The sequence below is a fragment of the Lysinibacillus sp. FSL R7-0073 genome, from assembly GCF_038009065.1.
Lineage (GTDB): Bacteria > Bacillota > Bacilli > Bacillales_A > Planococcaceae > Lysinibacillus > Lysinibacillus fusiformis.
On sequence record NZ_JBBPAS010000001.1, the window covers coordinates 3,463,943 to 3,490,121 of the forward strand.

The 26,179-nt window shown below is 37.6% G+C and carries 45 protein-coding genes and 1 tRNA gene; 7 read left to right on the forward strand and 39 right to left on the reverse strand.

From position 1 onward, the window contains the following. Nucleotides 1-453: 453 nt before the first annotated feature. The 25 genes from MKY88_RS17290 to MKY88_RS17410 form a co-directional block, all read right to left on the reverse strand. Nucleotides 454-867 carry a LuxR C-terminal-related transcriptional regulator gene (locus MKY88_RS17290; protein ID WP_340814276.1) on the reverse strand — a complete coding sequence of 138 codons (414 nt, stop codon included), beginning with the start codon at nucleotides 865-867 and terminating at the stop codon, nucleotides 454-456. A 269-nt stretch (nucleotides 868-1,136) separates the two neighbouring features. Beyond that, nucleotides 1,137-1,688: a hypothetical protein gene (locus tag MKY88_RS17295; protein ID WP_340814277.1), complete on the reverse strand. Its 552-nt coding sequence runs from the start codon at nucleotides 1,686-1,688 to the stop codon at nucleotides 1,137-1,139. 94 nt (nucleotides 1,689-1,782) lie between these two features. After that, nucleotides 1,783-2,505, reverse strand: coding sequence for a phosphoadenosine phosphosulfate reductase domain-containing protein (locus MKY88_RS17300; RefSeq protein WP_340814843.1), 723 nt, complete (start codon nucleotides 2,503-2,505; stop codon nucleotides 1,783-1,785). A gap of 270 nt (nucleotides 2,506-2,775) precedes the next feature. Then, nucleotides 2,776-2,952, reverse strand: a complete 177-nt coding sequence (locus MKY88_RS17305) for a RusA family crossover junction endodeoxyribonuclease (protein ID WP_340814278.1) — start codon at nucleotides 2,950-2,952, stop codon at nucleotides 2,776-2,778. Further along, on the reverse strand, nucleotides 2,894-3,193 hold the full coding sequence (locus tag MKY88_RS17310; protein WP_340814279.1) for a RusA family crossover junction endodeoxyribonuclease: 300 nt from the start codon (nucleotides 3,191-3,193) through the stop codon (nucleotides 2,894-2,896). Before MKY88_RS17310 ends, MKY88_RS17305 begins: the two co-directional genes overlap by 59 nt. 77 nt (nucleotides 3,194-3,270) lie before the next feature. Continuing rightward, nucleotides 3,271-3,531, reverse strand: coding sequence for a hypothetical protein (locus MKY88_RS17315; protein WP_340814281.1), 261 nt, complete (start codon nucleotides 3,529-3,531; stop codon nucleotides 3,271-3,273). Between the two features lie 27 nt (nucleotides 3,532-3,558). Beyond that, nucleotides 3,559-3,726 carry a DUF6011 domain-containing protein gene (locus tag MKY88_RS17320; RefSeq protein ID WP_340814844.1) on the reverse strand — a complete coding sequence of 56 codons (168 nt, stop codon included), beginning with the start codon at nucleotides 3,724-3,726 and terminating at the stop codon, nucleotides 3,559-3,561. After that, on the reverse strand, nucleotides 3,726-4,328 hold the full coding sequence (locus MKY88_RS17325; protein ID WP_340814282.1) for a dUTP diphosphatase: 603 nt from the start codon (nucleotides 4,326-4,328) through the stop codon (nucleotides 3,726-3,728). Before MKY88_RS17325 ends, MKY88_RS17320 begins: the two co-directional genes overlap by 1 nt. Before the next feature lie 37 nt (nucleotides 4,329-4,365). Then, complete coding sequence (gene ssb / locus MKY88_RS17330; protein ID WP_340814283.1) at nucleotides 4,366-4,887, reverse strand: single-stranded DNA-binding protein; 522 nt, start codon at nucleotides 4,885-4,887, stop codon at nucleotides 4,366-4,368. Then, complete coding sequence (locus tag MKY88_RS17335) at nucleotides 4,853-5,587, reverse strand: NUMOD4 motif-containing HNH endonuclease (RefSeq protein WP_340814284.1); 735 nt, start codon at nucleotides 5,585-5,587, stop codon at nucleotides 4,853-4,855. Before MKY88_RS17335 ends, ssb begins: the two co-directional genes overlap by 35 nt. Beyond that, nucleotides 5,584-5,772: a hypothetical protein gene (locus MKY88_RS17340; RefSeq protein WP_340814285.1), complete on the reverse strand. Its 189-nt coding sequence runs from the start codon at nucleotides 5,770-5,772 to the stop codon at nucleotides 5,584-5,586. The genes MKY88_RS17335 and MKY88_RS17340 overlap by 4 nt, the downstream gene beginning before the upstream one ends. Beyond that, complete coding sequence (locus MKY88_RS17345; RefSeq protein ID WP_340814286.1) at nucleotides 5,769-6,122, reverse strand: hypothetical protein; 354 nt, start codon at nucleotides 6,120-6,122, stop codon at nucleotides 5,769-5,771. The genes MKY88_RS17340 and MKY88_RS17345 overlap by 4 nt, the downstream gene beginning before the upstream one ends. A gap of 3 nt (nucleotides 6,123-6,125) precedes the next feature. Further along, nucleotides 6,126-6,311 (reverse strand): hypothetical protein, encoded by a 186-nt coding sequence (locus tag MKY88_RS17350; RefSeq protein ID WP_340814287.1) that lies wholly within the window; start codon nucleotides 6,309-6,311, stop codon nucleotides 6,126-6,128. Nucleotides 6,312-6,343: 32 nt separating this feature from the next. After that, nucleotides 6,344-7,219: a DnaA ATPase domain-containing protein gene (locus tag MKY88_RS17355; RefSeq protein WP_340814845.1), complete on the reverse strand. Its 876-nt coding sequence runs from the start codon at nucleotides 7,217-7,219 to the stop codon at nucleotides 6,344-6,346. Beyond that, entirely contained in the window at nucleotides 7,149-8,015 is an 867-nt protein-coding gene (locus tag MKY88_RS17360; protein WP_340814289.1) for a phage replisome organizer N-terminal domain-containing protein, read from the reverse strand. The genes MKY88_RS17355 and MKY88_RS17360 overlap by 71 nt, the downstream gene beginning before the upstream one ends. A 696-nt stretch (nucleotides 8,016-8,711) precedes the next feature. After that, a complete protein-coding gene (locus tag MKY88_RS17365; RefSeq protein WP_340814290.1) occupies nucleotides 8,712-9,515 on the reverse strand; it encodes a PD-(D/E)XK nuclease-like domain-containing protein in 804 nt (267 codons plus the stop codon). Continuing rightward, nucleotides 9,466-10,353, reverse strand: a complete 888-nt coding sequence (locus tag MKY88_RS17370) for a hypothetical protein (protein ID WP_340814292.1) — start codon at nucleotides 10,351-10,353, stop codon at nucleotides 9,466-9,468. The genes MKY88_RS17365 and MKY88_RS17370 overlap by 50 nt, the downstream gene beginning before the upstream one ends. A 68-nt stretch (nucleotides 10,354-10,421) precedes the next feature. Continuing rightward, nucleotides 10,422-10,652, reverse strand: coding sequence for a YqaI family protein (locus MKY88_RS17375; protein ID WP_340814293.1), 231 nt, complete (start codon nucleotides 10,650-10,652; stop codon nucleotides 10,422-10,424). After that, on the reverse strand, nucleotides 10,649-10,858 hold the full coding sequence (locus tag MKY88_RS17380; RefSeq protein WP_193832798.1) for a hypothetical protein: 210 nt from the start codon (nucleotides 10,856-10,858) through the stop codon (nucleotides 10,649-10,651). The genes MKY88_RS17375 and MKY88_RS17380 overlap by 4 nt, the downstream gene beginning before the upstream one ends. 282 nt (nucleotides 10,859-11,140) lie before the next feature. Further along, nucleotides 11,141-11,386 carry a hypothetical protein gene (locus MKY88_RS17385; RefSeq protein ID WP_340814294.1) on the reverse strand — a complete coding sequence of 82 codons (246 nt, stop codon included), beginning with the start codon at nucleotides 11,384-11,386 and terminating at the stop codon, nucleotides 11,141-11,143. Next, nucleotides 11,383-11,901, reverse strand: a complete 519-nt coding sequence (locus tag MKY88_RS17390; protein ID WP_340814295.1) for a helix-turn-helix transcriptional regulator — start codon at nucleotides 11,899-11,901, stop codon at nucleotides 11,383-11,385. Before MKY88_RS17390 ends, MKY88_RS17385 begins: the two co-directional genes overlap by 4 nt. A 176-nt stretch (nucleotides 11,902-12,077) precedes the next feature. Then, entirely contained in the window at nucleotides 12,078-12,428 is a 351-nt protein-coding gene (locus MKY88_RS17395; protein WP_340814296.1) for a hypothetical protein, read from the reverse strand. A 41-nt stretch (nucleotides 12,429-12,469) separates the two neighbouring features. Then, complete coding sequence (locus MKY88_RS17400) at nucleotides 12,470-12,697, reverse strand: hypothetical protein (RefSeq protein ID WP_340814297.1); 228 nt, start codon at nucleotides 12,695-12,697, stop codon at nucleotides 12,470-12,472. A gap of 14 nt (nucleotides 12,698-12,711) precedes the next feature. Further along, complete coding sequence (locus tag MKY88_RS17405) at nucleotides 12,712-12,936, reverse strand: hypothetical protein (protein WP_340814299.1); 225 nt, start codon at nucleotides 12,934-12,936, stop codon at nucleotides 12,712-12,714. Between the two features lies 1 nt (nucleotide 12,937). After that, nucleotides 12,938-13,657 (reverse strand): Rha family transcriptional regulator, encoded by a 720-nt coding sequence (locus tag MKY88_RS17410; protein ID WP_340814301.1) that lies wholly within the window; start codon nucleotides 13,655-13,657, stop codon nucleotides 12,938-12,940. Nucleotides 13,658-13,735: 78 nt separating this feature from the next. Between MKY88_RS17410 and MKY88_RS17415 the strand changes: the two genes are divergently transcribed. Beyond that, a complete protein-coding gene (locus tag MKY88_RS17415) occupies nucleotides 13,736-13,939 on the forward strand; it encodes a KTSC domain-containing protein (protein WP_340814302.1) in 204 nt (67 codons plus the stop codon). Here the strand turns inward: MKY88_RS17415 and MKY88_RS17420 are convergent. Continuing rightward, nucleotides 13,921-14,256, reverse strand: coding sequence for a BC1881 family protein (locus MKY88_RS17420; protein ID WP_340814303.1), 336 nt, complete (start codon nucleotides 14,254-14,256; stop codon nucleotides 13,921-13,923). The genes MKY88_RS17415 and MKY88_RS17420 overlap by 19 nt on opposite strands. 67 nt (nucleotides 14,257-14,323) lie before the next feature. Here MKY88_RS17420 and MKY88_RS17425 point away from each other — a divergent pair, with 67 nt between their 5' ends. Further along, nucleotides 14,324-14,494: a hypothetical protein gene (locus MKY88_RS17425; RefSeq protein ID WP_340814304.1), complete on the forward strand. Its 171-nt coding sequence runs from the start codon at nucleotides 14,324-14,326 to the stop codon at nucleotides 14,492-14,494. On the opposite strand, the gene MKY88_RS17430 is transcribed toward MKY88_RS17425, so the two are convergent. Next, nucleotides 14,483-14,662 carry a hypothetical protein gene (locus MKY88_RS17430; RefSeq protein WP_340814305.1) on the reverse strand — a complete coding sequence of 60 codons (180 nt, stop codon included), beginning with the start codon at nucleotides 14,660-14,662 and terminating at the stop codon, nucleotides 14,483-14,485. The two genes, MKY88_RS17425 and MKY88_RS17430, sit on opposite strands and share 12 nt — an antisense overlap. A gap of 12 nt (nucleotides 14,663-14,674) precedes the next feature. After that, complete coding sequence (locus tag MKY88_RS17435; protein ID WP_340814306.1) at nucleotides 14,675-14,920, reverse strand: helix-turn-helix domain-containing protein; 246 nt, start codon at nucleotides 14,918-14,920, stop codon at nucleotides 14,675-14,677. 162 nt (nucleotides 14,921-15,082) lie between these two features. On the opposite strand from MKY88_RS17435, the gene MKY88_RS17440 reads away from it, so the two are divergent. The 3 genes from MKY88_RS17440 to MKY88_RS17450 all read left to right on the forward strand — a co-directional run bounded on the left by MKY88_RS17440 (nucleotide 15,083) and on the right by MKY88_RS17450 (nucleotide 17,265). Beyond that, the gene (locus MKY88_RS17440) at nucleotides 15,083-15,493 is read left to right on the forward strand and encodes a helix-turn-helix domain-containing protein (RefSeq protein WP_340814307.1); all 411 of its coding nucleotides are present in this window, start codon (nucleotides 15,083-15,085) and stop codon (nucleotides 15,491-15,493) included. Nucleotides 15,494-15,599: 106 nt separating this feature from the next. Continuing rightward, nucleotides 15,600-16,088, forward strand: a complete 489-nt coding sequence (locus MKY88_RS17445; protein WP_340814308.1) for an ImmA/IrrE family metallo-endopeptidase — start codon at nucleotides 15,600-15,602, stop codon at nucleotides 16,086-16,088. 1 nt (nucleotide 16,089) lies between these two features. Continuing rightward, a complete protein-coding gene (locus MKY88_RS17450) occupies nucleotides 16,090-17,265 on the forward strand; it encodes a tyrosine-type recombinase/integrase (RefSeq protein WP_340814309.1) in 1,176 nt (391 codons plus the stop codon). 94 nt (nucleotides 17,266-17,359) lie between these two features. Here the strand turns inward: MKY88_RS17450 and MKY88_RS17455 are convergent. Beyond that, nucleotides 17,360-17,433, reverse strand: a tRNA-Arg gene (locus MKY88_RS17455). Between the two features lie 223 nt (nucleotides 17,434-17,656). On the opposite strand from MKY88_RS17455, the gene MKY88_RS17460 reads away from it, so the two are divergent. Further along, nucleotides 17,657-18,403: an SDR family NAD(P)-dependent oxidoreductase gene (locus MKY88_RS17460; RefSeq protein WP_340814310.1), complete on the forward strand. Its 747-nt coding sequence runs from the start codon at nucleotides 17,657-17,659 to the stop codon at nucleotides 18,401-18,403. A 71-nt stretch (nucleotides 18,404-18,474) separates the two neighbouring features. Further along, on the forward strand, nucleotides 18,475-19,143 hold the full coding sequence (locus MKY88_RS17465; protein ID WP_445669175.1) for a hypothetical protein: 669 nt from the start codon (nucleotides 18,475-18,477) through the stop codon (nucleotides 19,141-19,143). 41 nt (nucleotides 19,144-19,184) lie between these two features. Here MKY88_RS17465 and MKY88_RS17470 read toward each other — a convergent pair whose 3' ends face one another. The 10 genes from MKY88_RS17470 to MKY88_RS17515 form a co-directional block, all read right to left on the reverse strand. Further along, nucleotides 19,185-19,874: a YqjF family protein gene (locus MKY88_RS17470; RefSeq protein WP_340814312.1), complete on the reverse strand. Its 690-nt coding sequence runs from the start codon at nucleotides 19,872-19,874 to the stop codon at nucleotides 19,185-19,187. Between the two features lie 59 nt (nucleotides 19,875-19,933). Continuing rightward, nucleotides 19,934-20,107 carry a YflJ family protein gene (locus tag MKY88_RS17475; protein WP_258268780.1) on the reverse strand — a complete coding sequence of 58 codons (174 nt, stop codon included), beginning with the start codon at nucleotides 20,105-20,107 and terminating at the stop codon, nucleotides 19,934-19,936. 100 nt (nucleotides 20,108-20,207) lie between these two features. After that, entirely contained in the window at nucleotides 20,208-21,668 is a 1,461-nt protein-coding gene (locus MKY88_RS17480) for a protein adenylyltransferase SelO (protein WP_340814313.1), read from the reverse strand. Between the two features lie 124 nt (nucleotides 21,669-21,792). Then, the gene (locus MKY88_RS17485; protein ID WP_340814314.1) at nucleotides 21,793-22,296 is read right to left on the reverse strand and encodes a metallophosphoesterase; all 504 of its coding nucleotides are present in this window, start codon (nucleotides 22,294-22,296) and stop codon (nucleotides 21,793-21,795) included. Nucleotides 22,297-22,308: 12 nt separating this feature from the next. Then, nucleotides 22,309-22,902 carry an XTP/dITP diphosphatase gene (locus MKY88_RS17490; RefSeq protein WP_258268777.1) on the reverse strand — a complete coding sequence of 198 codons (594 nt, stop codon included), beginning with the start codon at nucleotides 22,900-22,902 and terminating at the stop codon, nucleotides 22,309-22,311. Between the two features lies 1 nt (nucleotide 22,903). Continuing rightward, complete coding sequence (rph, locus tag MKY88_RS17495) at nucleotides 22,904-23,650, reverse strand: ribonuclease PH (RefSeq protein ID WP_340814316.1); 747 nt, start codon at nucleotides 23,648-23,650, stop codon at nucleotides 22,904-22,906. Between the two features lie 131 nt (nucleotides 23,651-23,781). After that, a complete protein-coding gene (gene racE, locus MKY88_RS17500) occupies nucleotides 23,782-24,579 on the reverse strand; it encodes a glutamate racemase (RefSeq protein WP_008179152.1) in 798 nt (265 codons plus the stop codon). A 10-nt stretch (nucleotides 24,580-24,589) separates the two neighbouring features. After that, nucleotides 24,590-25,042 carry a MarR family winged helix-turn-helix transcriptional regulator gene (locus tag MKY88_RS17505; RefSeq protein ID WP_025114538.1) on the reverse strand — a complete coding sequence of 151 codons (453 nt, stop codon included), beginning with the start codon at nucleotides 25,040-25,042 and terminating at the stop codon, nucleotides 24,590-24,592. A 74-nt stretch (nucleotides 25,043-25,116) separates the two neighbouring features. Next, the gene (locus MKY88_RS17510) at nucleotides 25,117-25,338 is read right to left on the reverse strand and encodes a helix-turn-helix domain-containing protein (protein ID WP_004226437.1); all 222 of its coding nucleotides are present in this window, start codon (nucleotides 25,336-25,338) and stop codon (nucleotides 25,117-25,119) included. Between the two features lie 187 nt (nucleotides 25,339-25,525). Continuing rightward, complete coding sequence (locus MKY88_RS17515; protein WP_069482271.1) at nucleotides 25,526-25,990, reverse strand: acyl-CoA thioesterase; 465 nt, start codon at nucleotides 25,988-25,990, stop codon at nucleotides 25,526-25,528. Between the last annotated feature and the right edge of the window lie 189 nt (nucleotides 25,991-26,179).

Sequence of the window (26,179 nt, forward strand, 5' to 3'; positions counted from 1 at the left end):
TCTCTTAAAAAATATGGGCCGGCCTTGTATGTCACGCTTCGAACTAGTCTGTCAAGCGCAGGTCGGTCGTCGGTCTGTCTTTCCCTAATATTTAGGTTTTTATTAATACCAAAGGAGGAAAACCTTACCGCACCGACCTACCTCCGATTGTACATTATTATTTTTATCTCATCTAATGTTGAAAGTATGGCAAGTTTGGAAACTTTGGAATGTACAAATAAAAAATTATGTCCTTTTGGTGCTAATTGTTGTCACTAATCAGATCGCATCCCCATATCCAATGAAAGGATGTGATCTGATGTCATTAAAGTTAAAATACGAATCTAAACACAAAACTAAGAAGAAAACCTCATCATTTAAATTCGAATTAAAATTAGGGTCTAAATCGTTCATTAAAAGTCTAATAAAAAGACTCATGAATAAATGGTTGAAATGTAATTGAGTAAAAAAAGCTTATCCTACCATCTGTTCAACAATATTGTCCTTGATGTTCTGGATGTGCGTATGGCTTAATCCCATATTAGTTGCAATCCAGCGCTTAGACTTGCCATCTAACATCCAGTTAAGGACTTGCATTTCTCTGTCACCTGTAACCCTATCAATAAGCATCTGTACTTCTAATAACTTTCTCTCATACTCTGCAACACGCTTTATGTTCTTAGACCGTCTAATTGCTTCCTGCATAATTGGATCACCTACACTGCCTACTGCCTTGGGTAGTGTAGCTTCGATTCCATACTGTGCCGTTTTTGCCCCTATAACCATTTCTGATCGCATTTCTTTGATGGCGTTAACCATCCAGTGGTAGTCTGTAATCATTGAATCTAAAGCATCTGGTGTAATCGTTAGTGTTCTTTCTTTTAACATAGGTTTGCCCTCCTAAGTTGTGATATAATACCGTTATCTGACTAGCCTAAAAGGGCATAAACCAATTCGAGCTGTAGCGTGTGCAAACGCTGCGGCTTTTTTGATGTATAAGGAACTGTAATTTGCACAAATTATTATCGAGTGTATCGCACGCACTTGCTGTGGCGTTGGTTGACCGTCACGGCCTCCAAATTACTTAGGGTCACTACCAGTTGTGTGACCCTTTTTTAGTTTCTTTCCTCAAAACGTTCAATACCCTTTAAGCTATTCTACTTAAAATTATGCATATCTACTTTACTAGAATCGTTCATATTAGGATAAATGTTAGTTTTCTTCCTATCATCATTTTTTTCGATATACTTTTCTAAATAATAGTCAAGTATTTCCAATTCTTTTATCTTCCTAAGTAATAGTACTTGTCTTATAAGTATCCACGCACCAATAAAAAAAACCACAACAACGGAGAAATATACAACGTTAACAATATTTATTATCTTTTCATCAGGTGAATTTTTTATAAGGTATGTCGCTAATCCTACTTCAATTGGCGAACTTCCATCTTTTGTTGAAGAAAAGTAATAAGATGTATCGAATATAAAACTCCCATAAAATGCAATACTAGAAACTAAAATTGCAACCGCAGAGAAAACTATTGCTCCAATCTCTACTAGATTTGGGCTATTCGCTTGAAAAGCTTTTAAGCTTTTAACTTCTAATTGCAAAGCTTCGTAGTACTCTAATCCTCGAATCTCTTTGCTAATTTTAATTTTTAATTTCCGTTTCAGCCTAAAAATATTACTAATTAATATGTTATTATCCAAAAAAACCCCTCCTAAGTATAATTTACTAAATTAATAAAAGAGGTACACTATTTTTGTACATTCTGATCTAAAATAAGGAAGGGATTACTTTCGATCACCCAACTATATTTCCATAAGCGATTTCGCACAATATTCCACACTCGCCCATGACTTCATCTTCAATGTGTCCACGACCTGGCTCTAATTCGTCTAAATAAATGCCTTTAATACAAGTAGCACCTATTTCTCTTTCTAGTGCAGCCATTTCTTTAAAACGTTCTGGAAAATGCTTACGAATTATATTCCAGTAGCCCATACCGCCTTTAACGCATCCAACGCAATTGTTATTACGGAATCCTAGCTCATACATCAAAGGTCTTTTAATGCCCAATCGTTCGAGCAAGCCATGTACTTCATCTTTCGTCAGCATTGCATCAATTAGAGGAAATACATGTTCATGTTCTGGCGTTGTTTGCAATAACCGTTCTGCTCGATGCTTTTCTTCGCTGTCATAGCCCCATACATAGCGCAATAGATCATCTTGCGTCTGTTCCCAACGTTGCCTTACTTTGCGCTTTAATTCACTTGTACAAGGCGCTCCAGATGGACCATTGATATACCTGCGTTTACGTATAGTATCCATAGCGCTATGTGTTTTTTCATTTTTTATTATTGTAAATTTACGTCCAATTGCTTTCTCACAATCTCTCAAAAATCTATAAGTGTCTGGGTGTTGTTCTTTCACATCAATGAAATAAATTTCATCTATTTGATCTTTCAACAAATAAATTGATATAAAGCTACTTACACCACCACTAAACCAAGCAATAGTTTTAATTTTTGCTTCCCTCCTTGCTGCACAATATCTTTCAACTAACCACTTTCCTCTTACCTAACAACCCACCAGCCCTTGGCCCAATCCGGCCTGCCATTTCAAGGTCCATCACAATCAAAGCTACATTAGCGTTACTGATTAAAAACCTTTGAGCAATTTTATTGATAGCCACGCCTGCATTCTAAAGACTGATAAATATTTCGATCTGTTTGTTTGTAAAATCAAATTTCATATTTTCGTGAGCCTCACCAGTGAATAAGATGTACCGACTCTCTATTTTTGGTGCCATTCAATCGTCACCTCTGCCCTCGGATTATGCGAATACCACTTACGAGCAATTAACTCCGTTACTTGGCTATCATCACGCCATATAACCTTACTTAGACCATCTTTAATGCCTTTTGCCAGATTGTCGATGTCTGGGTTTAGTTGTTGGTCGCAACTCACCATTTAACGCTTGCTGTAGCTTTTTCTTGCTATTGCTGATAGCTTTTGGCATCTTACGATAAACATCGATAGTTAGCTTTATATCCTCTGTTATTAGTGTTTCTGGTGCTATTTGTGAAGCTACCAATCTTACAAATGATTTGTAGTCTTTGGATTCCTTCGGATCGAATGTGCCATTTCGTGTCACTCGCGGTCTTTGCTGTGCCTGCACATCTCCTGGTATTTCAAATGTGAGTACGTTCATGTTTACCTCCTATCAGCACTCTTAGAAGTCTGCTGATAAAACAACCTAATGCCGTTCTACCAGCAGCGTGTATTTAGTTAAATTAAACTTCCATCAATAACTAACAATTCTGGTTCCTTGCTTTGTAATTGCTCTAAAATTTCATCAATTGGAACTAAATTTCCGTGTTCATCTTTTGCTTGGCTAAACTTAACGATTGCATAATCTCTGCCGATTTCATCAAACTCTAAATCACCTTCGTCATCAGCCACCCACTCAACATACTTTTCTTTCGCCTGTTCCTCATTTTCAGCCATAATTAATGCGATATATGGATTGTAAAAATCAAAGAATTTCATAATGTAAAACCTCCGTTTTAGTTTTATTTAACTTGCTTGTGATTCTTCCATCACTTCATCAATCGTAATCTGGTTCTTATTGAACTCAGCCTCCGCTTGTTCAGCCTCATGTTTTTTCTTACATGTTGGCCCCATACCTACATCTATCGATTTCTGAGACTTTAACTTACGGTTGCAGCGTTCACATAGCTTCATCAATAACCACTCTCCTGACGCTTATGGTTGACCTTATTCTTTTGGAAATAAGCAGCCACTATTTGCTCCCAAGTAAAACCGAAGCCATTCATCCCAATGTTTAAGAACAAAATCCAAGCTGTTCTAAAGCAGTATTCATTGTTTAAATATCCAAACGAGTCCTTGCATTTAGCTTCTTCCTCCTCTGTAAATACTCGGATATATGCCATACTTAAGAAGTAATCCATTTCTAAGAACCAACTTGTTAAATCACCATTAAATTCATCTGGATCAAGTTGCTCTTCATACACCCAAAGTGAATCTTCCCAACCTTTCTGATTAGCGATTGATACAAAGAAGTGAACCGCATCGACGAATTCTTCTAAGGCTGGATTCTTGTCATTTGGTATAGAATGGTGTTCGCACATTATGCAACCACATATCGAATCAGCCTTAGTTCTCGGCTCCTGGTTATCGCTCCAATGTTTAAACCAACGTCCTTCATTAGCGAATTCAGCTAATTCAACTTTTAAGGCTAAAAATGTGTTAGGTGCTAACTCTTTACCTTGGGTAATTCGAGCATCAAGCTCTTTTTGTGCATCGATAATATTTTGTAAATTCATCCGTTTCGCTCCTTAGTTTTATTATTCAGAAGGCAAGCTATCTCACTTGCCTGAAATCAAAAGGGAGATCATCCTCACTAACCTCAATCGGTCCCTTACTATTAGCAAATGGATCTTCATCTGCTCTTGTATAACTTGGCTGTTTGTTATTACCACCATAATCGCCCTGTGGAGCCCCTTGATACTGTCCACCTGTATTTGTACTAGATTCGTAGTTTGATGTGCCCTGTGAGCCTCCTGAGCTGTTTCTTGGCTCTAAGAATTGGATACTGTCAGCTACAACGTTCGTAAAATAGATTCTTTGCCCATCTCTCTCATACGAACCAGTGCGTACAGATCCTGTTATCCCTGTTAAACTACCTTTCTTTAAGTAGTTAGCAGCATTTTCAGCAGTTTTTCTCCATGTTTCTATTTGGATAAAGTCAGCTTCATTCTCGTTATTCTGATTTTTGAAAGATCGATTTACAGCTAATGTAAAACGTGCTCTTGCAATACCTGATTGAGTGTACGAAATCTCAGGATCTTTAGTTAGCCTTCCGATAAGCTGCGTTTGATTCAACTTTTATTCCCTCCATATATTCTCTTTTGTACCTCTTTACTGTTGTTGTACTGATGCTATATTTCTTAGCAATATCAATATTTCTCGAACCATTTTTGAATTCCGTTTCTAATACTTCATAAGGAACCTTGGTTCTAACATCTTTATTGCTTCGTATTTGTATTCCGTGTTGTTCCAGTAGCCTTTTAATTGTTTTGCTATCACACCCTATTTGCTTCGCAATTGTATTGCAACCACTATTCCTGTCTTCTAAATAGGTCTGAATTATCAACTCTTCTTTATTCTTAATAGACCAATCTCTTTCGCCTGAACGATATGCGTGTACAAGGTTTTCTGAATGTGTACACCATTCCAAGTTTTCTACATTGTTGTTTAACGGATTACAGTCGATATGATTTATTAACTCTTTACCTTCAATCTGTGGAATAAAAGTAGTGGCTACTAATCGATGCACTCTAAACATCTTGTTTTTATTTTCTGGTTTAACTAATGTCACCCTCATGTAACCTGTTGTTGTTTTGGTTTGTTTTAATATGCGACCTTTCATGTAACAATGGATTTTGTTCCCTCTATAAACTGGTCTATCTAAAGATCGAACTTGCCCTTTGCTACTAACTTCATACAGCCCTTCATAACCAACAACAGGTTTCCAAATCTCATAATCTTCAAAATGAAACGCCAGTTGTTCGGTTAATGTCATGCAGCCATAACCCCTTCCATTCGTGAAATAAGATAATCTGTAGCTTCTTCAGCATCTTTCAGTCCTACTAAAGCTCTCAATTGCTCCAAACGCTTATAAGCCATGGTTTCGTTGTACTTGCCTCCAAAGCGCTGATGTTGCCCAAGGTACAAAATGATTTGATCAATTAAAAACTGTTCATTCATTTTGCTTCACCACCTAAAGCCTCTTGAGCAATTTTGTAAGCAGGTGTTTCCCAACCTTCCGCAATCGGTGCTTCGACTTCCATGACTTGCTCAAGTGCTTTGCGTAAACGCTGGACCTCATCTAAAAAGTCATTTGTAATGTTTGAAATCGCGCATTCTCGATCAATTACCAAACCTTCATTTTCACGCTTTAGTTGTTTTAGCTCTTCATTTTGTTGTTTGAGTGTTTTGGCTGCATTGTTTACTAAATCAACATCTCCTTTTTCAATTTCAAAGTTAAAACCTAAATCAAAGTGACGTTCAAAAATTGTTGCAAAAGATTGAAATTCTTCTATTTGTTCTTGCTTCATCACTCATTCACTCCCCACTAATTTGTTAAAAGCCTCTCGATTGCCAGTAGCCAAAGCTATGTCAATGGCATTAGCGATGTTAAACGCTTCAATTTCGCTCATAAGCTTGCCCATCTCTATTTCAAGTTGTGCTCTGTGAAGTTCATTAGCTGCTTTTGCTACATCGTTTACAAGCTTCCAAAAGTCCATCCCTTCACCCTCCATCAAGGGGCTGTTGCCCCTCACTTTAATCTGTAATTCAGCGATAAATCCTTATCGATTATTAAAAAATATCGTTTGCACATCTGATAAAGCCTTGTACCTAACGCTTCATCTAGTAGAATCATTTGGTCAAATTCTAGCTCACTGCTTAGGAAAACAGGTTTCTTATTCATGTATCGATAGTTAACCACTGAATAAATCTGTTTTATCTCCCATGAGCTAGCTTGCGGTATCTTTACTGGCTTATTGTCTTTATCCAATACAACCTCACCGATACGATCACGTTTGTTTACAGGTTTAAATAGGTCATCTATGAATAAAATATCCACTTCTTTCATGCGGATTAGCTTCGCTTGCAGCTTTTCGAAGTCATCTCGCAAGTCATCAAACCCTTCAACGTAAGGGAAATACAAGACAGACTTTAATTTCTTTTGCATCATGTTGTTACTAAGCGCTGATAACAAATGTGTTTTACCAAAGCCGGGTTGTCCAAGTACTGCAATACCAACAGCCATTTCCTCAGCCTCTGTAAGCCCTGTAATCGGCTTTTCAAAATCCTTAAAGTATTTCATCGCTAAATCCTTCGCTTCAACCACTAGACTGGATTGCCCCTCCGTGTAGTAGTTTGCAAATGTCATAGCTTTAAAGTTATCTGTGATTTCACTGGCCTTGATTAGCTTATTAGCAATCTTTTGCTTTTCGCATGAACAGTCAACCCATATTTGAAATGACTTGCCATAAGTAATTTTTCTTTCATCCTCATCAACCTTCATTTCAAAGAAACCACCAACATCTTTGCATTTAGGACAGGAGAACTCTTTTTGTTCATTCGTTGCTACTTCTTCGGGTGATAATTTTAGGTACTTCTCTTGTATTTTTTGAATTACTTCTTGCATCGGATCCACTAATCTTCACCTGCCAATCTGCATATGTTTTAACACCATCATCTTTTCTCCAGTTATCTAAAATGCCGAGTACATAAGCAAATGACTTACCACGCATTTCTTTAGCTATTTTAATGGCTTCTAAAATTAAGGCTGGTTCATAAAAATCAAGAGCTTCATTTAGCTTTGTAAGATCAGTATTTTTAGGTTCCCGAATACTTTGGCTAAAGGAATCTTTTATTTTTAAAAACTGAATATCAGTGACAGGACTGACCGACTGACTGACAACTTCTTCTATGTTGTTTATAGTCTCTGTTCTCTTAACTCTAGTCTCTAAACTCTGTTCTCTGTTCTCTGGTGGAAGTTTGTCGGACATTTGTCCATTTTCATTTGGACATTTGTCCGACGTTTGTCCAATTAATAGCTTTTTCTCAGCTTCGATAGTCATCCGAGCACGTTTTTTACGTTCAGCTTCTGTGGATGCTTTACCAATAAATAATTCAATATCGTTCATGTAAATAGTGCCGTTATCCAGTACTTCGATAAGCTCTAAATCTCTGAATATAGTAAGTGCTTTCTCCACTGTTCCAATCTGGTGACGTGTGATTGTAGCTATCATTTGAGCGTTGTAAGGGATTGTATCCTTGAACATCAAACGACCTTCATTTTTTAAACTTTTTAGATATAGTTTGATTAGAATATTTGAGTACAACATGCCCTCTGGCATTGATTCCAACATGACTAATTCTTCACTTTCGAAGAAATTTTCTTTTAGCCTCATGTAATAGTATTTCTTGTTGTCTGCCATTTGCCCTCACCTCTCCTACTTACGCTTTCTACGTGGTCGATTAAACGTTTTATGGTGCCACGCTGTCCATTTTGGTGCTGGTGGTAACTCTTTTGCCCAAGATCTAAAACCACGCAATAATTCGTCATACATACACAACCCTCCATATTTTCAATATTCAAATTTTTATTCACAGATTTATTCACAAAATCCACAATGTACACTTAAAAGTAAATCCGCATTTTCAAACATCTCCCAATTGTGTTATCCTTTTATAAGTTATTGAACCCAAATATTAGGAGCAGATATGCATTGAAAACACATTATTCTATAATTGAACATATCCTATTTGTTTTAGGTGCCCTTGTTCTTTCAAGTGGAATGGGAAGATTAACTGGTTCCCTCGACTACAATTCACTTATTCAAAATAAATATGTTGCGATAATATTCATCGTTATAGGAGTTTCTGTTATGTCCATTTACATTAGTAAATCCCGAAAGCAAAAATGATTTTACTTTAACCATATCTTCTATAAAAACTCTTCTAATCTGTCACAAACCGCGAAACTACCACTCACTTTGATAATTCGATAGTTTGGGTAACGCCTCATATATTCCAGCACCAAGCGCCTGATTTCATCGTTATCCTTCGCCTGCTCAAATATCCAAGCTAGCAGAAGGACTTTGTGGGGTACGTTATTCATCCATTTGCGCCGCCTAATCTAATAGATACTCAATTTCGAATGTCCCACTCAGTTTCTTAGTCCCTCGGCAAAATTCGCACTTGTCACATCGATGTGCATTTTTATGCCCTATCTTTGCATCTATAATGCTTGGTAACATTGATTGAACATATTCTTTCTCGAAGTCGAAACGCCCTGAATCGAAGTGTAAAACGGCTTTATCAGGTGGCGATTCTTTTGTAACTGCCACAATGTATGGATCATAATAACGTCCTGTATTTTGAAAGATAATTTCTCGATACACCCACATTTGCAGCACATAATCAAAGGCTTGTACGAATGAAACCCAAGTATTATATTTTTCACTCCAATAACGCTTTCGAAGCTCCTGCGTACTCTTTAAATCGCTGAAAAATCCACGTTCATGATTGATGTTATCGACTTTGATTTTCCACTCTACACCGAATAAATCGCCTGTATAGATGACCTCTTTTTCGCCCTGTAAAGCGAACATACAAAACTCGTCATTTTTGATAGTCTCTATCATGTCATCTGCTTTTTCGTAGTCCTTATACTTGTTGCCACGATTGTTATAAATGCTATCGTGGTTTAGTTCTAGAAATTCAGTTAGTGCAATATCACTTTCAAAAGCAGCGTGTAAGTATGAACCAACCATTAATGCTGTAGATGGAGGACGAGAAAACTCGCCCTTCACTTCTGCAAATGTTCTAGCCTCGCACTCCATAGCACTTTTAAACTGAGATACTGACATATAGTGCTGGTTGGCCTCATTCGAGTGATAGTTCTGACTGTTCAATTGGAATGTCGTTTGGTGCATCTTGTTTCACCTCTGGTTTTTGCTCCTCTTTAAATGCTTCACCTAAGCCACTAGATTGATTTTTCGCATCATCTTTCGGGAACCAATCCTCAACTTTTGACATGTTGTCTTTTAAGCTGTTAGCGATATTTAAAAGCTCTACATAATCGTACTCACTGAAAGAATCAGCATTGTAACCAAACTTTGTTTCTACCATTTCTTGTGTAACTCGGTAATGATCTTTGAAGCCTTTTAACATAGAAGCAATTCGGTCTTTTAAAGGCCCTTTGCTATTGCCAGCCAGCGTTTCTGTGCACTGTACAACTGCTTTATCTACAATGTCTCCAGGGATAACACCAAGGATACAAGAACGTAATCGACGTGCTCCATCGTTTGCTACTTTTTCATAAATGTCGCGTGGATCAGTTAATTGCTTCAAACCTTTTTTAGTACCAATAGCGTGTTTTACTGTAAATACTTTTTCCTGGCGTACATTTGTTTCAAGGTCCCAACAAAACGCTTTAGCTACTGATTCGCCATTACGCTGCTCTAGCTCTTGGATACCGTATGATAAGTTACCCCAGTTCTGAGCAATTGCTTCAGCTAATCGGATAGACGGACCGGTTACCTTTGTGCCACCTTTTGGATAACTATACATTGCTGTTTGAGCTAGTGCCGGACGTTTACATGTATCTAACACACGTTGTTCAGCTTGGAATACGTTTCTAGGAAACTGTTTCGCCATGAAAATTTGTCCTTTAACTTCTTCCATCTCACGGGAGGAACTAGCTTGTGCTAGTACCCCTTGTGGTTGTTGGAAAGGGATTGGATTATTAAATTGCTCTGCTAGGTTACTCATTGAAATTCCTCCTATAGTCCGCTATAATTGCTCTAATAATTGATTTGTAAGCCACTCTGCAAAGTGGTTTATTTTTTTGTGCAAAATTTGGCATTATAGTTATCCTCTAAATACGTATGGATGTTATCTAGATGAACGATATCCCCATTTGGAAATTCCATATAATCATCATTGAAAACTATTAAGCTCCCATAGATATCACGGAAATCTGTCTCTATATATTTAAATGTAGGTACATTATTTACAGCTTCAATTGTTCCTAACACCATCGGATTCTCGACTTCAATAAGTTGTCTCACGCTATCACCACCTTTTGTTTTTGTAAGACATCTGCATATGATTTTGTGACAAAGCTTGTGTAGCGTACATTTTCCTCAATTGCTACTAATGTAAGTATTATCCCGGTAAACTCACTGATAATGTCATACTCAGCAAATCGTTCCTCAAATACTTCTGTGTCTAATCGCACCTCTCGCATCTTTGGCTTGAATTGATCAATACTCATGATTCCCACCTACTTTCTGATGGTGTCCCATCAAGCAACTCACAGTGGCAAAGCTTTACTGTAGGGAGACAGTACTGTAAGCTGCTTGACGAGAGCGAGATAACACTCGCAAACGTTCAATTTTCATGCTATAATGTTTCTATATTCCATAGTTTATTGGCTGTTTAATCCCGCAATGATTAAACAGCTTTTTTATTGTCAATTAACTTCTCCAACACCCTCTTATCACAAAAGAAATGTACATAAATTAACCTCTGCTTTAACGTCATGTGTCGCCACGCTCTAGGCTTGATGCGCAAGTTTCTTCACCACCTGAACTAGTATTCCTCGTTGGTTTAAATCTGCTACTGTTGTCCATAACTCTTTTTTCTTATGAAGTTTTTCTAGTTGAGTTAACGAATTATGTAGGTCTCGCTCTAGTTGTTTTGCTATGTTGATACGACCTGCTTTTGCATGTAGTTTTATTACATCTGTTAGATCATCAATACAAGTTAGTTCACGTTCGATTTGTTCATCTATTTCAATCATTTAATAAACCCTTCTTTCTGTAAGTACTTATAGTGGTCCATCCAAACCCCTGTGTAACTAATTCCAAGGTGCTCCGTAGTTACTGCTATAAAATTCGCTAGTGCTGTTGCTGCCTCTACAGCCTCCTCAATCATGTCCATAATATTTTTCCGCTCATAATGCTCGATGGCATCACTTGGTTTGGCTAGGCTGGTACTAGTTATGGAATCCAAGGCTTCTTGAAGTTCTTCTATTGTTTTCTCACGCACACTACACCTATGAAGGTCTACATTTGGTCCGTTCAACCATATTGGGCCGGTGCCTGTATATTGATGTTGTACAGCAAGCGCAAACTTGGGATCATCGAACTTCTCTACGATGCTTTTACTTATATCTGCCGGGACCTTACTACGGCCGTTCTCATATTTGGATATGGCCTCTCTTCCTACTCCGAAATCAAATCCAAACCTTAACTGTGTTTCATTGCCCCTTATTTCTTTCATTACCTCGCCAACTAAATTTCCAGTAACAGTCATATTTCCATTCCTTTCTTTTTGAATAAGTCACATTTCATCGAAAAGTTAACTTGTAAGAGACCGCACTTTGTATAAATTCTCTGTATAATAATGGTTAAGAGGTAGTTGCCCCTACCTCTCGATTTCTACTAGATTGGTAGTTTGATTTATCTTGAGGCCATTTGCCCTGGCCTCTCCTATGCTCTTAATAATCTGAGACTTTCATTTTCACTCACATAGATACCAAGACGTGAGTTCATGTACATTACATTTTTGTCTCGCCATTCCAACACTTTATCCCTTGGATAACGAGCTGTTAGTGCATGACATTTTGGAAACCCATCCATACGAATTATCTTTTCTACGGTTGGTAATTCACATTGGAATATTTGAGCTACATGTTCTTTCCTTAAATTTGATGGTAGAGACAACTCAAATTTCATACTTTTCCTACAATCTTCAACACCTTGTTGATACGCTCGGTGTAAAAAATCAACTAGCTCCGCTTTAAGTAGCTCCGCTTTTAATTCTTCGATTGTTAGATTCATAGTTTCGCCTCCAATCTCAGGCGCTGCTATAGCGCCTTCCTCTATTTGGACTCTCGTTCTTGATGCTTTAATATATCGACGATAGCGTAATAAATTTCCTGTAATTCATCCGGTGAAAGAATTACACCAACTACACCAACTTCTTTAAAATTACTATCCATATCTCGTAAAACTACGTGAATGATACCTTGTTCACCATCACTTTCAAGTTCGAATAAAGTGTGACTTGCAGGACCTTCTATCGTTACTTTTACTTCTTTATTACTCATTGGTTATACCTCCATTAATCTATTTGTGGGAATACGCACCCTAAAGTCGTTAAAACATAATCCATGACACTTTCTAAATGCTCTTCACGGCTTGCAATATAATCGCGTGTCCCATGCTCATCTATAATTTTTGTTGGGTAAGCTTTGCGCCCATCACATAAAACGCTGTTCATAATGTCGCAAACCTCTTGCAAAACTTCTGACTGATCCTTTGTAAGGAGGTTGACTACTTTCGACATATCACTTCACCAACTTCAATTGCAATTGCGTGTTGTAATGTTCGATTTCAAGGCGCAATTCTGTTCTTGGTTGCCACATAAACAAGAATTTCAAACCATCTTCAAACTTGTTTTTTTGCAAATCTCTAAATTCATTAATATCAAAATAGTCTTTGAACTCGCCCCAACATGCGGAGAACAACTTTTTATTCAAATGTTTGTACGCCTTACTTTCTTTGCCACCAAGTGCTTCATATACTTTCTCTGCAACTTTTTTTCGGATTACTTTTGCTTGTGAACTTGTGATGTGAAGGTTGTCTCGTAATTCCTCGATGTCAGCCTTAACCTCTTTTACCTCCGTTTGAATCGTTTGTACCGTTTTACGAGTTTCGAGTGCTGCTTCTAAAGCTAGAGTAATAGGATCTTGTGGTAAGTTAGTTTGATTGATTACTTGTTTTTCCATTTCGTTGAAACGTTCGATGTATTGAACAGCAAATTGAGTACCCTTTTCACCAGTCATTCGAGTACCATATAATTCACAGCCTTTTTTAGTAAGTAAGAAGCAAGGTAACTCTTTATTTTGAGTATTAGTGTAAGTTGATTCGATGAAATAGGACTGGGGTAAATTCCCCTCTCCTAATTGATTAATGATACGACGTATATCTTTCAATACTTCATTGTGGTCACGACCAACCATTTCAGCTACCTCTGTACTTGGGATATTTCTTGTTAATTGATTCATGATAAAACCTCCTGATTTTTATTAAAGGTTCCCTTCTATTTTTGTCGAATATTAACAAATAGAAGGAGGTGTTAAGTTATGGATAGACAATATGTTTCATCAAGTCGTATTCGTAATGTTGGATGGGAAAATGGTGTTTTAGAAATAGAATTCCATGATGGCGCTATCTACCATTACTACGATGTTTCTGAATATGAGTACAGAAGCTTTATGAGTTCTAGTTCGCTTGGTTCAGAACTTTCAAGACTTGATAAAATTAAACGTTATGCGCCAGTACGATAATTTTTTGGAACGCTGATAACATCTTGAACAACCTTGATGGAATCTTGAGTGATTTCAATACGACAATACGGGTTGAAATTGTTGTGAAGAAACTTAATTAATGGAGCTACAAGTACCTCAAGTTCATCCATTAATTGAACTGGATCTTTTTCCGCTTTCTTTGCATTTGAATTAACCTTCACTCGTGCAGGACCAGTGAATTCATGAGTGCGCTGGTCTTGTACAACAACAAATTCCTCATAGAGTGCTACAACGATTTCTGTTACGCCTTCACGATTTGATAGTTCTTCGTGAAGTTGTTGAGATTTTTGTTCCATAATTGAACCTCCTATATTTTAAAATTTTCCAATCTGATAAACTATTGGTAGATTGGAGGTGATACATATGACAAATAAAACAGATAAAGAATTAGCAATTGAAGTTGCTATAGCTTACATTCAAGCTACAGGCGAAAGAAAATTACCTAATGGTGGTTCTGCTAACTTACTCAGTTTTGACAACTTAGAAACTGTAATCAAAACTGTTCACAAAACACTAAAATCATTAAATGATTGATGGTATGTTAGATTCCAACTGCTTGTACAGCTCCACCATTGCTAATGTAAGTAGAGGTAAATCTGAAACGCTTGCATCATTAGCACTACGCTCTGCTAACAGTTCCAGCTGTTGGCGGAGTATCTCTTGATTTGATACTGATTGGGTTAATTTCTGTTCCACATCCACACCCCCTTTTGCTTATGCAATCATATTAGAATCGCGTTTCGCGATTTTGTTATCAAAAAAAATTTCATCCAACGTCACACCTAAAAGCTCTCTTATTTTTGGTAAATATTTAGTTGGTAAAACACGATGACCGTTTTCGATTTGACAATAGTAGTTTGCTGAAATGCCAATTGATTTTGCCACAAATTTTTGCTGGATACCTCTTGTTTTGCGCAATTGTTTAAGGTTGTTTTGTACAATTGGTTTTTCTTTCATCATTAACACCCCTTTATTTTCGCAAATTGCGATTCGGTTACTTACACTTTAACATCGCAAAATGAGATTGTCAAACTTTTTTATCACATTATGCGAATATTAATATAAAAAATCGAGGATTGCGATATTATTTATAATAACGATCACATAGAAAGGTTGTTTTTCATGGGCGAAGATATTTTAGCTAGACGCTTAAGAGCGCTACGAGAAGAACATGGTTACCTCCAGAAATTTGTTGCTGATAAATTAGGTATTAAAAGCAATACTTTGTCCGGATATGAAAACGGAACAAGGTCGCCTGATCCATCAATGTTATCTGACTTAGCAGACTTGTATAATGTCTCTATAGACTACCTATTAGGAAGAACGGATAATAAAGAAGCTTTACATAAACAAGCTGGTATCTCAGATGATGACTACAACAATCTAAGTGCATATCAAAAAGAGGTTATTGATTTCTTTTTAACTAGAGAGAATTTGTTTTTCAAAAACCAACCTGAAAATTTGCTTGATGCTTTAGAGCAATTCGAAGTTTATTACGAGGTTTGGAAGAAACAACAGGAGAACAAGAAGTGATTTTACATCTTTGTGTAGATTTTCCAGATATTTAAAAATTCGCCTTTTCATCGGTGAATTTTTTTGTTAACATAAATAGAACATACGTTTGTAAAAGAGGGATGTTATGATTTTTGTTTATACTCATTTAGAAGATTACATAAAAGATCTATTCACTAGCATTAATGTTACGAATCCAAAGCAATTAGATCCAACGATAATAGGCCCTAAACTCGGTTATGAGGTCATTTACTTACCTTTCGATTCGGTAAGTTATGACAACATCATATATATAGACTCACGATTATCCCAGCAGGTACAATGGCAAGAATTTTGCCATGAGTTAGGACATGTAATCTCACATTCTGGCAACCAAACAAAAACCCACTATTTGTTTAGAGAGTACCAGGAAAGGAAAGCAAATAATTTTGCTCTGCAAGCATGTGTACCAACATTCATGCTCAATAAAATAAAACTTCCTATAAATGAAGAAAAGGCTATTAATAAAATTTGTCTATTATTTAATGTTGAATACGATTTTGCGCAAAAAAGGTTTAATCATTACCTTAACAATCATTTTTTTAACAATTGTACTCTTCTCGAAAGGAGTTGTTAGTATGGGATATGTAAAAAAATTAGGAAAAAACAAATACTCTTTATATGCAGACTTAGGTTATAGAGGAAAGAAACGAGTTCGTAAATATAAAACAGTTGAAGCTAAAAGCGAAAAAGAAGCCAAACGCTTACTAATATTATTCGAAGAAGAATTACTACGAAATAAAGAAGTCTACTTTAATAATTTGGACAGTATCACTTTAAATGATCTTTATCCTCGTTGGAGAGATGAGTATGCTGAGCAACATTATGGTATTAGAAATTTTAGAGATAATTGTAACCATCTTAAAAACCGTATCCTTCCTATTTTTGGGGATATAAAAGTGAGGGAAATCAAAAAAGTAGATATTATTTTCTTTGTTAATGAGCTTCAAAAAAATAATAAAAGAAGAGATGGTAACGCTGGAACCCTTGCTCCATCAACGGTACACAATATATACAAAGCTTTTTCAAGCATAATGTCCGTTGCTTTAGATTGGGAGATTATCGAAAGCAATCCTTGCAAAGATATCCCTTTACCTAAGTTAAAATACAAAGAAGGTAAAGCATATAGTCAAAATCAAATTGTAACTTTATTTGATCGGTTACATAAGAAAGCCTCTCCCGAAAGAAGGTTGCTAGTTGAATTAGCGATTGTAAGTGCTGCTCGACAAGGTGAGATTGTTGCTTTAGAAGAAAAGCACTTAAATCCTTCTAATAATACGATATTAATAGAACAAGCTCTTGTTAATGTTAAGGGTGACGGAATTGTACTGAAAGAGACGAAGGGAAAAAGAAAAAGAACAATTTCTATTCCACCCAATATTATGAGTAATCTCATTACTCTAGCAGCAGTTAAAAAATATCAACATGAACAAGCTGGGGATGAACGAGAATGGAAAGAACATGACTTCCTTTTTTCTAATGAATTTGGCAAACCGTATAGGCCGGATTCAATAAGCCAGTGGTGGGAACGTTTTATGAAAAGAAATACGGATTTGGAGACTATTCGTTTTCACGACCTACGCCATACTTCAGCAACTCTTTTAATTCATGAAGGTGAACATCCAAAAGTTATTCAAGCTCGTTTGGGACATTCAAGTATTACCACAACAATGAATACCTATGGTCATTTATTAGAAGAAACAGATCAAAGAGCTAGCACTCACTTTGATAAGCTTTTTAATAAAAAAGATTAAATCGGACAAATTATGGGCAAATTTTAAAGCTATTCACATTTGTGTATAAAAACAAAAAGCCTTACAACCGTTGTGGCTGTAAGGCTTTGTATGACGTCCCAGGAGGGATTCGAACCCCCGACCGACGGCTTAGAAGGCCGTTGCTCTATCCTGCTGAGCTACTGAGACATGATGTCGTTTCTTATGTATTTCATAGGAAGGACAATATTTATTATATGTATTTTATGGCGTAATGTCAACATTAATTTTACTATGTAGGCAAGGTTTCCCTCATCTATGTTTTATCATATGTTTTAGCCATATAGATTATACCACTTTTTTGCCTTATCGATAGGTCGAACATGAAAATTTTTGTTAAAATATTGGCTAGAAATCAATGGGAGGTATGTAGATGTTTAAGGATGCTGTTGTAGTTGTTACTGGTGGTGCACAAGGAATAGGCAAGGGCATTGTGCTGGCGTATGCACGACTGGGTGCGAAGGTGGTCATTGCTGATATAAATAAGGGATTAGGTCAGCAATTAGAGAAGGATTTGCTCGATCAGGGCTTCTCTGTCATCTTTGTTCATACGGATGTGGCGAAGGAACAGGATATTGTTTCATTGATGCGACGAGCGGTTGTACAATATGGGACGATTCATATATTCATTAATAATGCTGGAAAGTTTCGACATATATCCCCTTATGATATTACGTGGGAGGAGTGGAATGATCTCTTGCAAACGAATTTAACGAGTGCCCTTTTCTGTGCAAGGGAGGCTGCGAAAGTGATGAGGCACAATGCCAAAGGTGGCTCGATTGTATGTCTAGCCTCTACACGGGCTGAAATGTCTGAGCCTTTTACTGAAGCCTATACCGCTACAAAAGGTGGGATTGTGGCATTGACTCATGCTTTAGCACGATCGTTTGGTCCTGATCAGATCACTGTGAATTGTATTTCGCCTGGGTGGATTGAGACTGATAATTATGAGGAGCTTCGTCCGATTGACCATGCCCAGCATTTGTCAGGGAGAGTGGGTGTGCCAGAGGATATTGCTCAAGCATGTCTTTATTTAACAAATCCGTTGAATGATTTTGTTACGGGCATTAACTTAACGGTCGACGGTGGGATGACGAAGAAAATGATGTACGAGGATTGATGCTATACCTCCTCCCTTTGCCTTCTTTTCATACATAGAGCGACCCTAGAGTATGCTAGTGTAGGAAAAAAATGAAAAGGAGTGAAGTTTTGTACCCTTATTCAAATGGATTTTCATTAAGCCAGTTGTATCAATCCCCCTCTACGCAATACACAGCACCGATTCGTCACTTTTTACGTTCTTCTGATAATCGACGCTGTATTAGTAAAGCTGAGGCGGATTATATGGCGATGAATCGGTTACTGTGGATGGAGCATGTGAATTGGACACGGATGACGATTATTAGCATCGTTTTCAATTTGCCGGATTTACCCTTTGTACAACAGCGTTTGTTACGAAATGCAACCGATTTAGGTAATTGCCTCCGTCCCTTTTATGGTGACTCTATAGCGGATCGATATGCAGCTTTAATTAAAGAGCATCTTTTTATTGCAGCTCAGTTAGTGACTGCTGCTACTAAAGGAGATACTGCAACGGCTGAGGCAAAAGAAAGAGATTGGTATCGTAATGCAGACGATATTGCACAATTTTTGCATACGATCAATCCTTATTTAAGTATAGAGGCCGTACAAAAGATGTTTTATATGCATTTGGCTTTAACAAAGAATGAAGCCGTGTCCATGATCCAAAAAGATTATCAAGCCGACGTGGACATATTTGATGACATTGAGGCGGAGGCACTTGCCATGTCAGATATGATTGCCGGCGCTATTGTCATGCAATTTTGTTATCTCTTTTAAAATAAAAACAAGTTTTTCTCTCACTTACAAAAAAACAAGGTCTAATTTTGGATAGATCTTGTTTTTCGTTGTTCAATCACTGGAGGAAAAACTTTTGCCTCTTTTTTCTTTGCATAATGTGCAATGGGTCGTGTCCCCTGGAAGGTTCCCTTCATAAAAGAAGCTAACGTATTGCTTTGTATCTTTACTTCAGCCTGTCGTAATTCCCACGGTGTATGTTGAATATCAATACGAAATAATGTCTCGTTCCATATTGCCCATGAATGATAACGCTCTACAAGCCATTGGTCAAAATTAGTTTGAGTGTTGTCCCCTATTGTATAAGACACCCTCAATCTTTCATCCAACGTTTTGTAATAGCTTGTATAGGCGTTGTCGTTGTCCCTTTGCTTTCCTACAATTTTTGAATATCGATAGGGTAAACTGACTAATGCCGTTATTTTTGAGAAGACATAATTGGTCACATCTAAATGAAAAAAATAAATTCCTTTCTTGCCCTCATACTCAACATATGTTCGTACATTCAATTGTAAGGAAGTATTCAAGCCAGGAATGGGTGGTAGAAATCGCAAGCGATGCCCATGGACTTTAAAAAGAACCGCACTCACCCAGGCATCATCTGCGAATAGATCTAGCGTCAGTTCTGGAGGTATATGTTTTTCTAGTTCTGGGGGTGAGACTGGCCAATGTAAAAATAGGACATCCTGCCAAGTCTGTGCTATCATCCACATAGTAAAACTCCTTTCTATTCTCATTTTTTCCTAGAAAGGAGTTATTCAAACAACAAAGGCTATTTTTGATCCTGCTCAGCCGCTTCTCTTTTTACATAGCGATAATATAAATTTCGTAATTCAGATTCTTTAAATAACCCTAGATGACTTTTAAGTTGTGGATGTACTAAAATGCCATGTGTTCGTAACTCTTTTACAAACCAACCTTTTGAATATTTATGCACCGAATCCATTCTCCTTTACCTTTATTCATACATAGCGTATGCGCTTGGTTTGTGTAGGGTGCCATTGCACAATAAAAAAACGAGAGGAGCAATTCCTCTCGTTGTCTTCTTATGTGCCACAAAAAGTCCGATATGGTTGACTAGACGGTTCTGGTAATGAAGCATATTCCTGTTGTTCATTCGTGTGGGCAAAGGGATGGGTCAGAGCTGTCATTAAGTTATTCATCACACTATAGTCTCCCCGCTCTACAGCTGCTTCCAATGCTTCCTCCACCCTATGATTACGTGGAATAACAGCGGGATTATGTTGGCGCATTAATTGTTGTGACATGTCTTTTGTTTGTGACTGTCTTGCTAATCGTGCAAGCCATTTTTGATGCCAGTCTTTAAATGCTGACGACTTCCATAACGAGGTTTTATCGATTTGGTCAAAACTTAGGGCAATGAACGTATTGGTATAATCCGCTTTGTCCTGTTGCATGAGCTGTAAAAGTTCTTCTATAAGCTTCATATCCTCTTGCTCTTCATCAAATAATCCTAATTTTTCTCGCATTCCTTTCAGCCAGTTTTGAACATACAACTGAGGGTATTGTTCTAAGGTAGCTTGAGCAAGTTCAATGGCCTGCTCTTGATTTTCATGAATTAAGGGAAGTAACGCCTCTGCCAAGCGTGTTAAGTTCCAACCACCAATGTTTGGCTGGTTACCGTACGCATAACGCCCTTGTCGATCAATTGAACTGAACACTGTTGCTGGGTCATAGGCATCCATAAAGGCACATGGCCCATAATCAATGGTTTCCCCACTAATGGTCATATTATCGGTGTTCATGACCCCGTGAATGAAGCCCACTAACTGCCACTTTGCTATAAGAGATGCTTGTTTTTTAATGACTTCCTGCAATAAATAAAGATAGCGATTCATGTCACCGTAATGATTTGGGAAATGCCGTTCTATTGCATAATCTGCTAAGATCTGGAGTTCTTCGTCTGTACCCCATTGTGCTGCATATTGAAAGGTCCCTACCCGTAAATGACTGCTGGCAACTCTCGTAAGGATAGCACCAGGTAGATCAGTTTCACGGATAATCGTTTCACCTGTGCTCACTACCGCTAAACTTCGGGAAGTGGGAATTCCCAACGCAAACATCGCTTCACTAATAATGTACTCCCTAAGCATTGGCCCCAATGCGGCTTGTCCATCTCCACCACGTGAATAAGGTGTTCTGCCAGACCCTTTTAGCCCGATATCCATACGCTCATTAGAGGGTGTTATTTGCTCACCATATAAAAGTGCCCTTCCATCACCTAACATATTAAAATGCCCAAACTGGTGTCCTGCATAAGCCTGCGCAATAGGAATACTATCCTCAGGGGATTTATTACCGGCTAATATGGCTAGGCCCTCTTCGCCTTTTAAAGCTTGACTATTTAATCCTAGTGATGCAACAACCGCTTCATTTAACAGGACTAATTTGGGTGAGCGAACAGGGTTTAACGTCATATCGGAATAAAAAATACTTGGAAGTTGAACATAGCTATTGTCCATATTCCAGCCAATTGTCTTTTCCATATTTTCTCCTTTGTTACCTTTTCCATTTATTTTTTCCACTTCAACATCATTCATTCCTAGTCAATTTTACCACCCAATATAAAAATCCGCTTACTTTAAGAGTAATGCGGATTTTTAAGTCGTATTAATTTCGTTGGAAAGTATGACTTGATATACATTGTTGATCATCCGTCAAAAATTCCACTGTAAAAGTCGAATCTACTATTTCTAGCACAGCAAAGCTTTTTTCTTTGTGACCCCGTGGCTTTAATAAGCTTCCTGGATTAATAAATAAAATATGATCCATCATTTCAGCCCCGAGAATATGAGAGTGCCCAAAACAAACTATTTGGGCATTCAATTCTTTTGCCCGATAGGTTAAAGACAGCATAGAACTTTTTACATTAAATAAATGACCATGAGTCACCAAGATTTTTACACCATCGACCGTAAAAATTTCTTCCTCAGGAAAAGCTTCCTCCCGATCACAGTTCCCTCGTACTTTTTTCATTTCTTTTAATGCATCATGCACATAAGGAAGCTCACTATCACCACAATGTATGCGAACATCTATTTCAGGATAAAAATTTCTGACCTTGTCGATCACATGACTGTCGCCATGTGTATCGCTCATGATAAGTATTTTCATGAATACCACCTCTTATTTAATAAGATTCGGCAATTGCTCCTTCAACTTACGAATAGCATTGCCTCGGTGAGAAATGGCGCCTTTTTCTTCTGGCGTAAGCTCAGCCATCATACGATCAAGACGTGGAACAAAGAAGATTGGATCATAGCCAAAGCCATTCGTACCACGTTTCTCGTGTGCAATCACGCCCTCGCAAGTACCAAATACAGTCGTCGTTTCAAAATCTGGACCTGCAATAGCAATACAGCAGCAGAATCGAGCGGTACGTTTGCCATCTTCTACACCTTGTAGGTTTTCTAACAGCTTCACCATATTAGCTTCATCATCATGATCACCAGCATAACGTGCAGAGTAGACCCCTGGTTCACCATTTAATGCATCTACTGCTAAACCACTATCATCAGCAATAACAATGGTACCAAGATTTTTCGCTAGGGCTTCTGCCTTTAAGATTGCATTTTCTTCAAAAGTTGTACCTGTTTCTTCTATCTCCATGTCTGGTGCTACTTCAAACATTGTGACAACTTCATAACCAAGTGGGCCAAATAATGCTTCGAAATCTTTAGCTTTTCCTTTATTTTTTGTTGCGATCACTACCTGTTTCATACTATTTCCCTCCGACCATGTTTGCTTGTTCAGCAAGCGCTGTTTTTTGGAGCTCAACTAATTGCTGGATGCCTTTTTCACCTAATGCTAGTAAATCATTCAATTCTTCACGAGAGAATGTTGCTTCCTCGCCAGTACCTTGTAATTCTACAAAGCGACCTGCACCTGTCATAACAATATTCATATCAACAGCAGCAGCCACATCTTCTACATAATTTAAATCTAAAACAGCACCCTGTTCTTCTACAATACCTACACTAGTTGCGGCTAAAAAATCAGTTACAGGAAACCTCACGAACGGCTTTTCTTCCGCAAATTTAGCAATTGCCTGTGTCATCGCAACAAATGCTCCTGTAATGGAGGCTGTACGAGTGCCACCATCTGCTTGAATCACATCACAATCGATCCATACTGTACGCTCTCCAAGCGCCTCCAAATCGACCACAGCACGTAATGCACGCCCAATTAGACGTTGAATCTCCATCGTACGTCCATTGACCTTCCCACGAGATGATTCACGTGGTGTACGTTGAGCTGTTGCACGAGGTAGCATCGAATATTCAGCTGTGATCCAGCCTTTCCCTTGCCCGCGTAAAAAGCCAGGAACTTTGTCTTCGATTGTTGCTGTACAAATTACTTTTGTATTTCCTACTTGAATTAAGACCGAGCCCTCTGGGTGTAGTAAATACTCACCATCCATTTTTACAGGTCGTAGTTCATCTGCCATTCTTCCATCAAATCTTGTCATATTTATTGTTCCTCCTAAAAACTTTCGCGCCCTCATCTTATCATAATTTATTTCTTCAAAAAAGTACTCAATGATTATGTAAAATGCTGAAAACGGCAAAAATCAGCCTAGCCCATTGCTAAGCTGATTTTTTATTTTAATGTAATGCGTTTTATGTCGAGAGTACCTTGCTCCAACCAATTTTCAGCGATTGAACGGAAAATTGGAACAGAACCAGTTGCAAAAAATTTATGAGCAGGCACTGTATTTGCATTTGCTAAAGTGCCATTATAAGCTAGCATTTCTTGAACATCCTTTGCTGTTTCTTCCGCAGAAGATAAAACATTCACTTCATCTCCTACGACAGCTTCAATTTGTTTTTGTAGAATAGGGTAATGTGTACACCCTAAAATAACCGTATCAAATTGTTGATTTTTCAACGGCTTTAAGCCTTCTGCTATTAACTTCGTCGCAAATTCACCTTTATACTCGCCACTTTCTACAAGTGGAACGAAAGTTGGACAGGCTAGTGGAATAATATGTGTTGACGTATTAAGTGACAGTAAGGCCTCTTCATATGCACCACTTTTAATTGTTCCTTCTGTTGCAAGCACAACGACTTCATGTCGCTTCGTTTTCTTTACAGCTGCACGTGCGCCAGCATTTATAACGCCTAGTACCGGAAAAGGCATATTTCTTTGTAAACTTTCGAGTGCTACTGCAGTCGCTGTATTACAAGCAATAACGAGCATCTTAACATTCATTTTTTCTAGCGCTTTCGCCATTTGCCAAGTGAAGTTCCGTACTTCCTGACGGCTTCTTGGACCATATGGACACCTTGCTGTATCGCCAATATAATAAATTGTTTCGTTTGGCAATCGCTTCATAATTTCTTTTGCTACGGTTAACCCGCCTACTCCTGAATCAATAACGCCTATCGGGGCATTCATACTTTCCGCCTCAATCCTGTTTCATGTGTACATGTAGTTTTTCTAGGTAGCTTGATAATTGCGCGACTTCTTGCTCATTAAAACCAACAAGCATCTCTTGCAAATATTGCTGTCTTTTTTCTATAACCTCTTGAATAATACGTTCGCCCTTTTCGAGAAGATGAACAACAACGACACGGCGGTCATTTTCATCACGCATACGCTTGACTAATTCATTTTTCTCCATCCGGTCCACTAAATCTGTTGTCGTGCTAAAAGCTAAATATAAACGGTTTGATAATTCGCCAATTGTAATATCACCAAGCTCTTCTAACCACTGTAATGCAACAAATTGTGGCGGCGTAATCGCATAGTCGGAAACAATTTCTCTTCCCTTTTGCTTCACGATGGCCGCAATATAGCGTAATTCCTTTTCAACCGTTGCAACGGTTTCAGGTGAGTGTTTTGTTACTTCATCCGACATATAACTATTTCACTCCTAAAAATACGTTGAATAGTTCTATTTTGTCGTTTTTTTCACGAAATAGCAAGTGTCCATTAGTCTAATTTAAATTCTTCTAAGCGTAACAGCTCAATTAACGCCTGAGATCGATTTGTTACACCTAGCTTTTGAATTGTATTGGAAATGTGATTTCGCACTGTTTTTTCACTAATACCAAGCTGCTCTGCAATATCTCTCGTTGTTTTTTCAGCTAATAAAAGCGCAAATATTTCACGTTCTCGGTTTGTTAATAGAGAACGATGATGAGAGCCATTCATTCAGTTACACCCTCCTCCCCCGCACGTATTGTAACTTATGTTAAGGGGCTTGAAGCGGTGACGGCTATTTGCATGATTATTACATGTTTCCTTAAAAATTTCGGAAATTGCTTCGACATTTTCATAAATTTTATGTAAAACATAATTCCTACTATTCTCATAATTATTTATGGCATAGCCCTACTCACTAATTAGGGATAATTTCCAGACTAATCAAATGCGCTCTTTCCTCTTTAGAAATCGGTACACTTTTGCCTGTTCGAGGGTCCATTTGCACAATTGTTCCTCGACCTGTGAAGCAAACTTCGTCCCTTTGATTTTTTGCTAAATAATGAATATCCATTGAAGAACTTCCAACTTTCGCTATCTTTGTGTAAATTCGTAGCACGTCATCAAAGAAAACCTGCTTTACATAATCACATTGTAAATCAGCTACAATCGGTATACTCTTCACATTCTCATCAGCTACAGATGGCATTAAAATACCTAAATGTCGGAAATAATCAATTCTCGCCTGTTCAAAATATGTAAAGCTTACAGTATTATTCATATGCCCATACATATCTGTTTCTGAAAATCTTACACGTACCTCACTATAAAAGGAAAAACCCTTTTCCCACTCTTGTAAATCTTCAATATAACTTGCTTTCATAATAACACCATCCCCTACAATTAATTTGCCATCTTTTTTAGTCTGGTTCAGACAGCCCATAAGTAATGAATACAAATTCATTATAAAAGAAAATGCTATATTATCATAGAAAAAACCAAAATTCCCTTATTTTATTGCTAAATCTCTTTTTTGACATAGTATGGTTTTCCTTGAAACATGCTAACTATG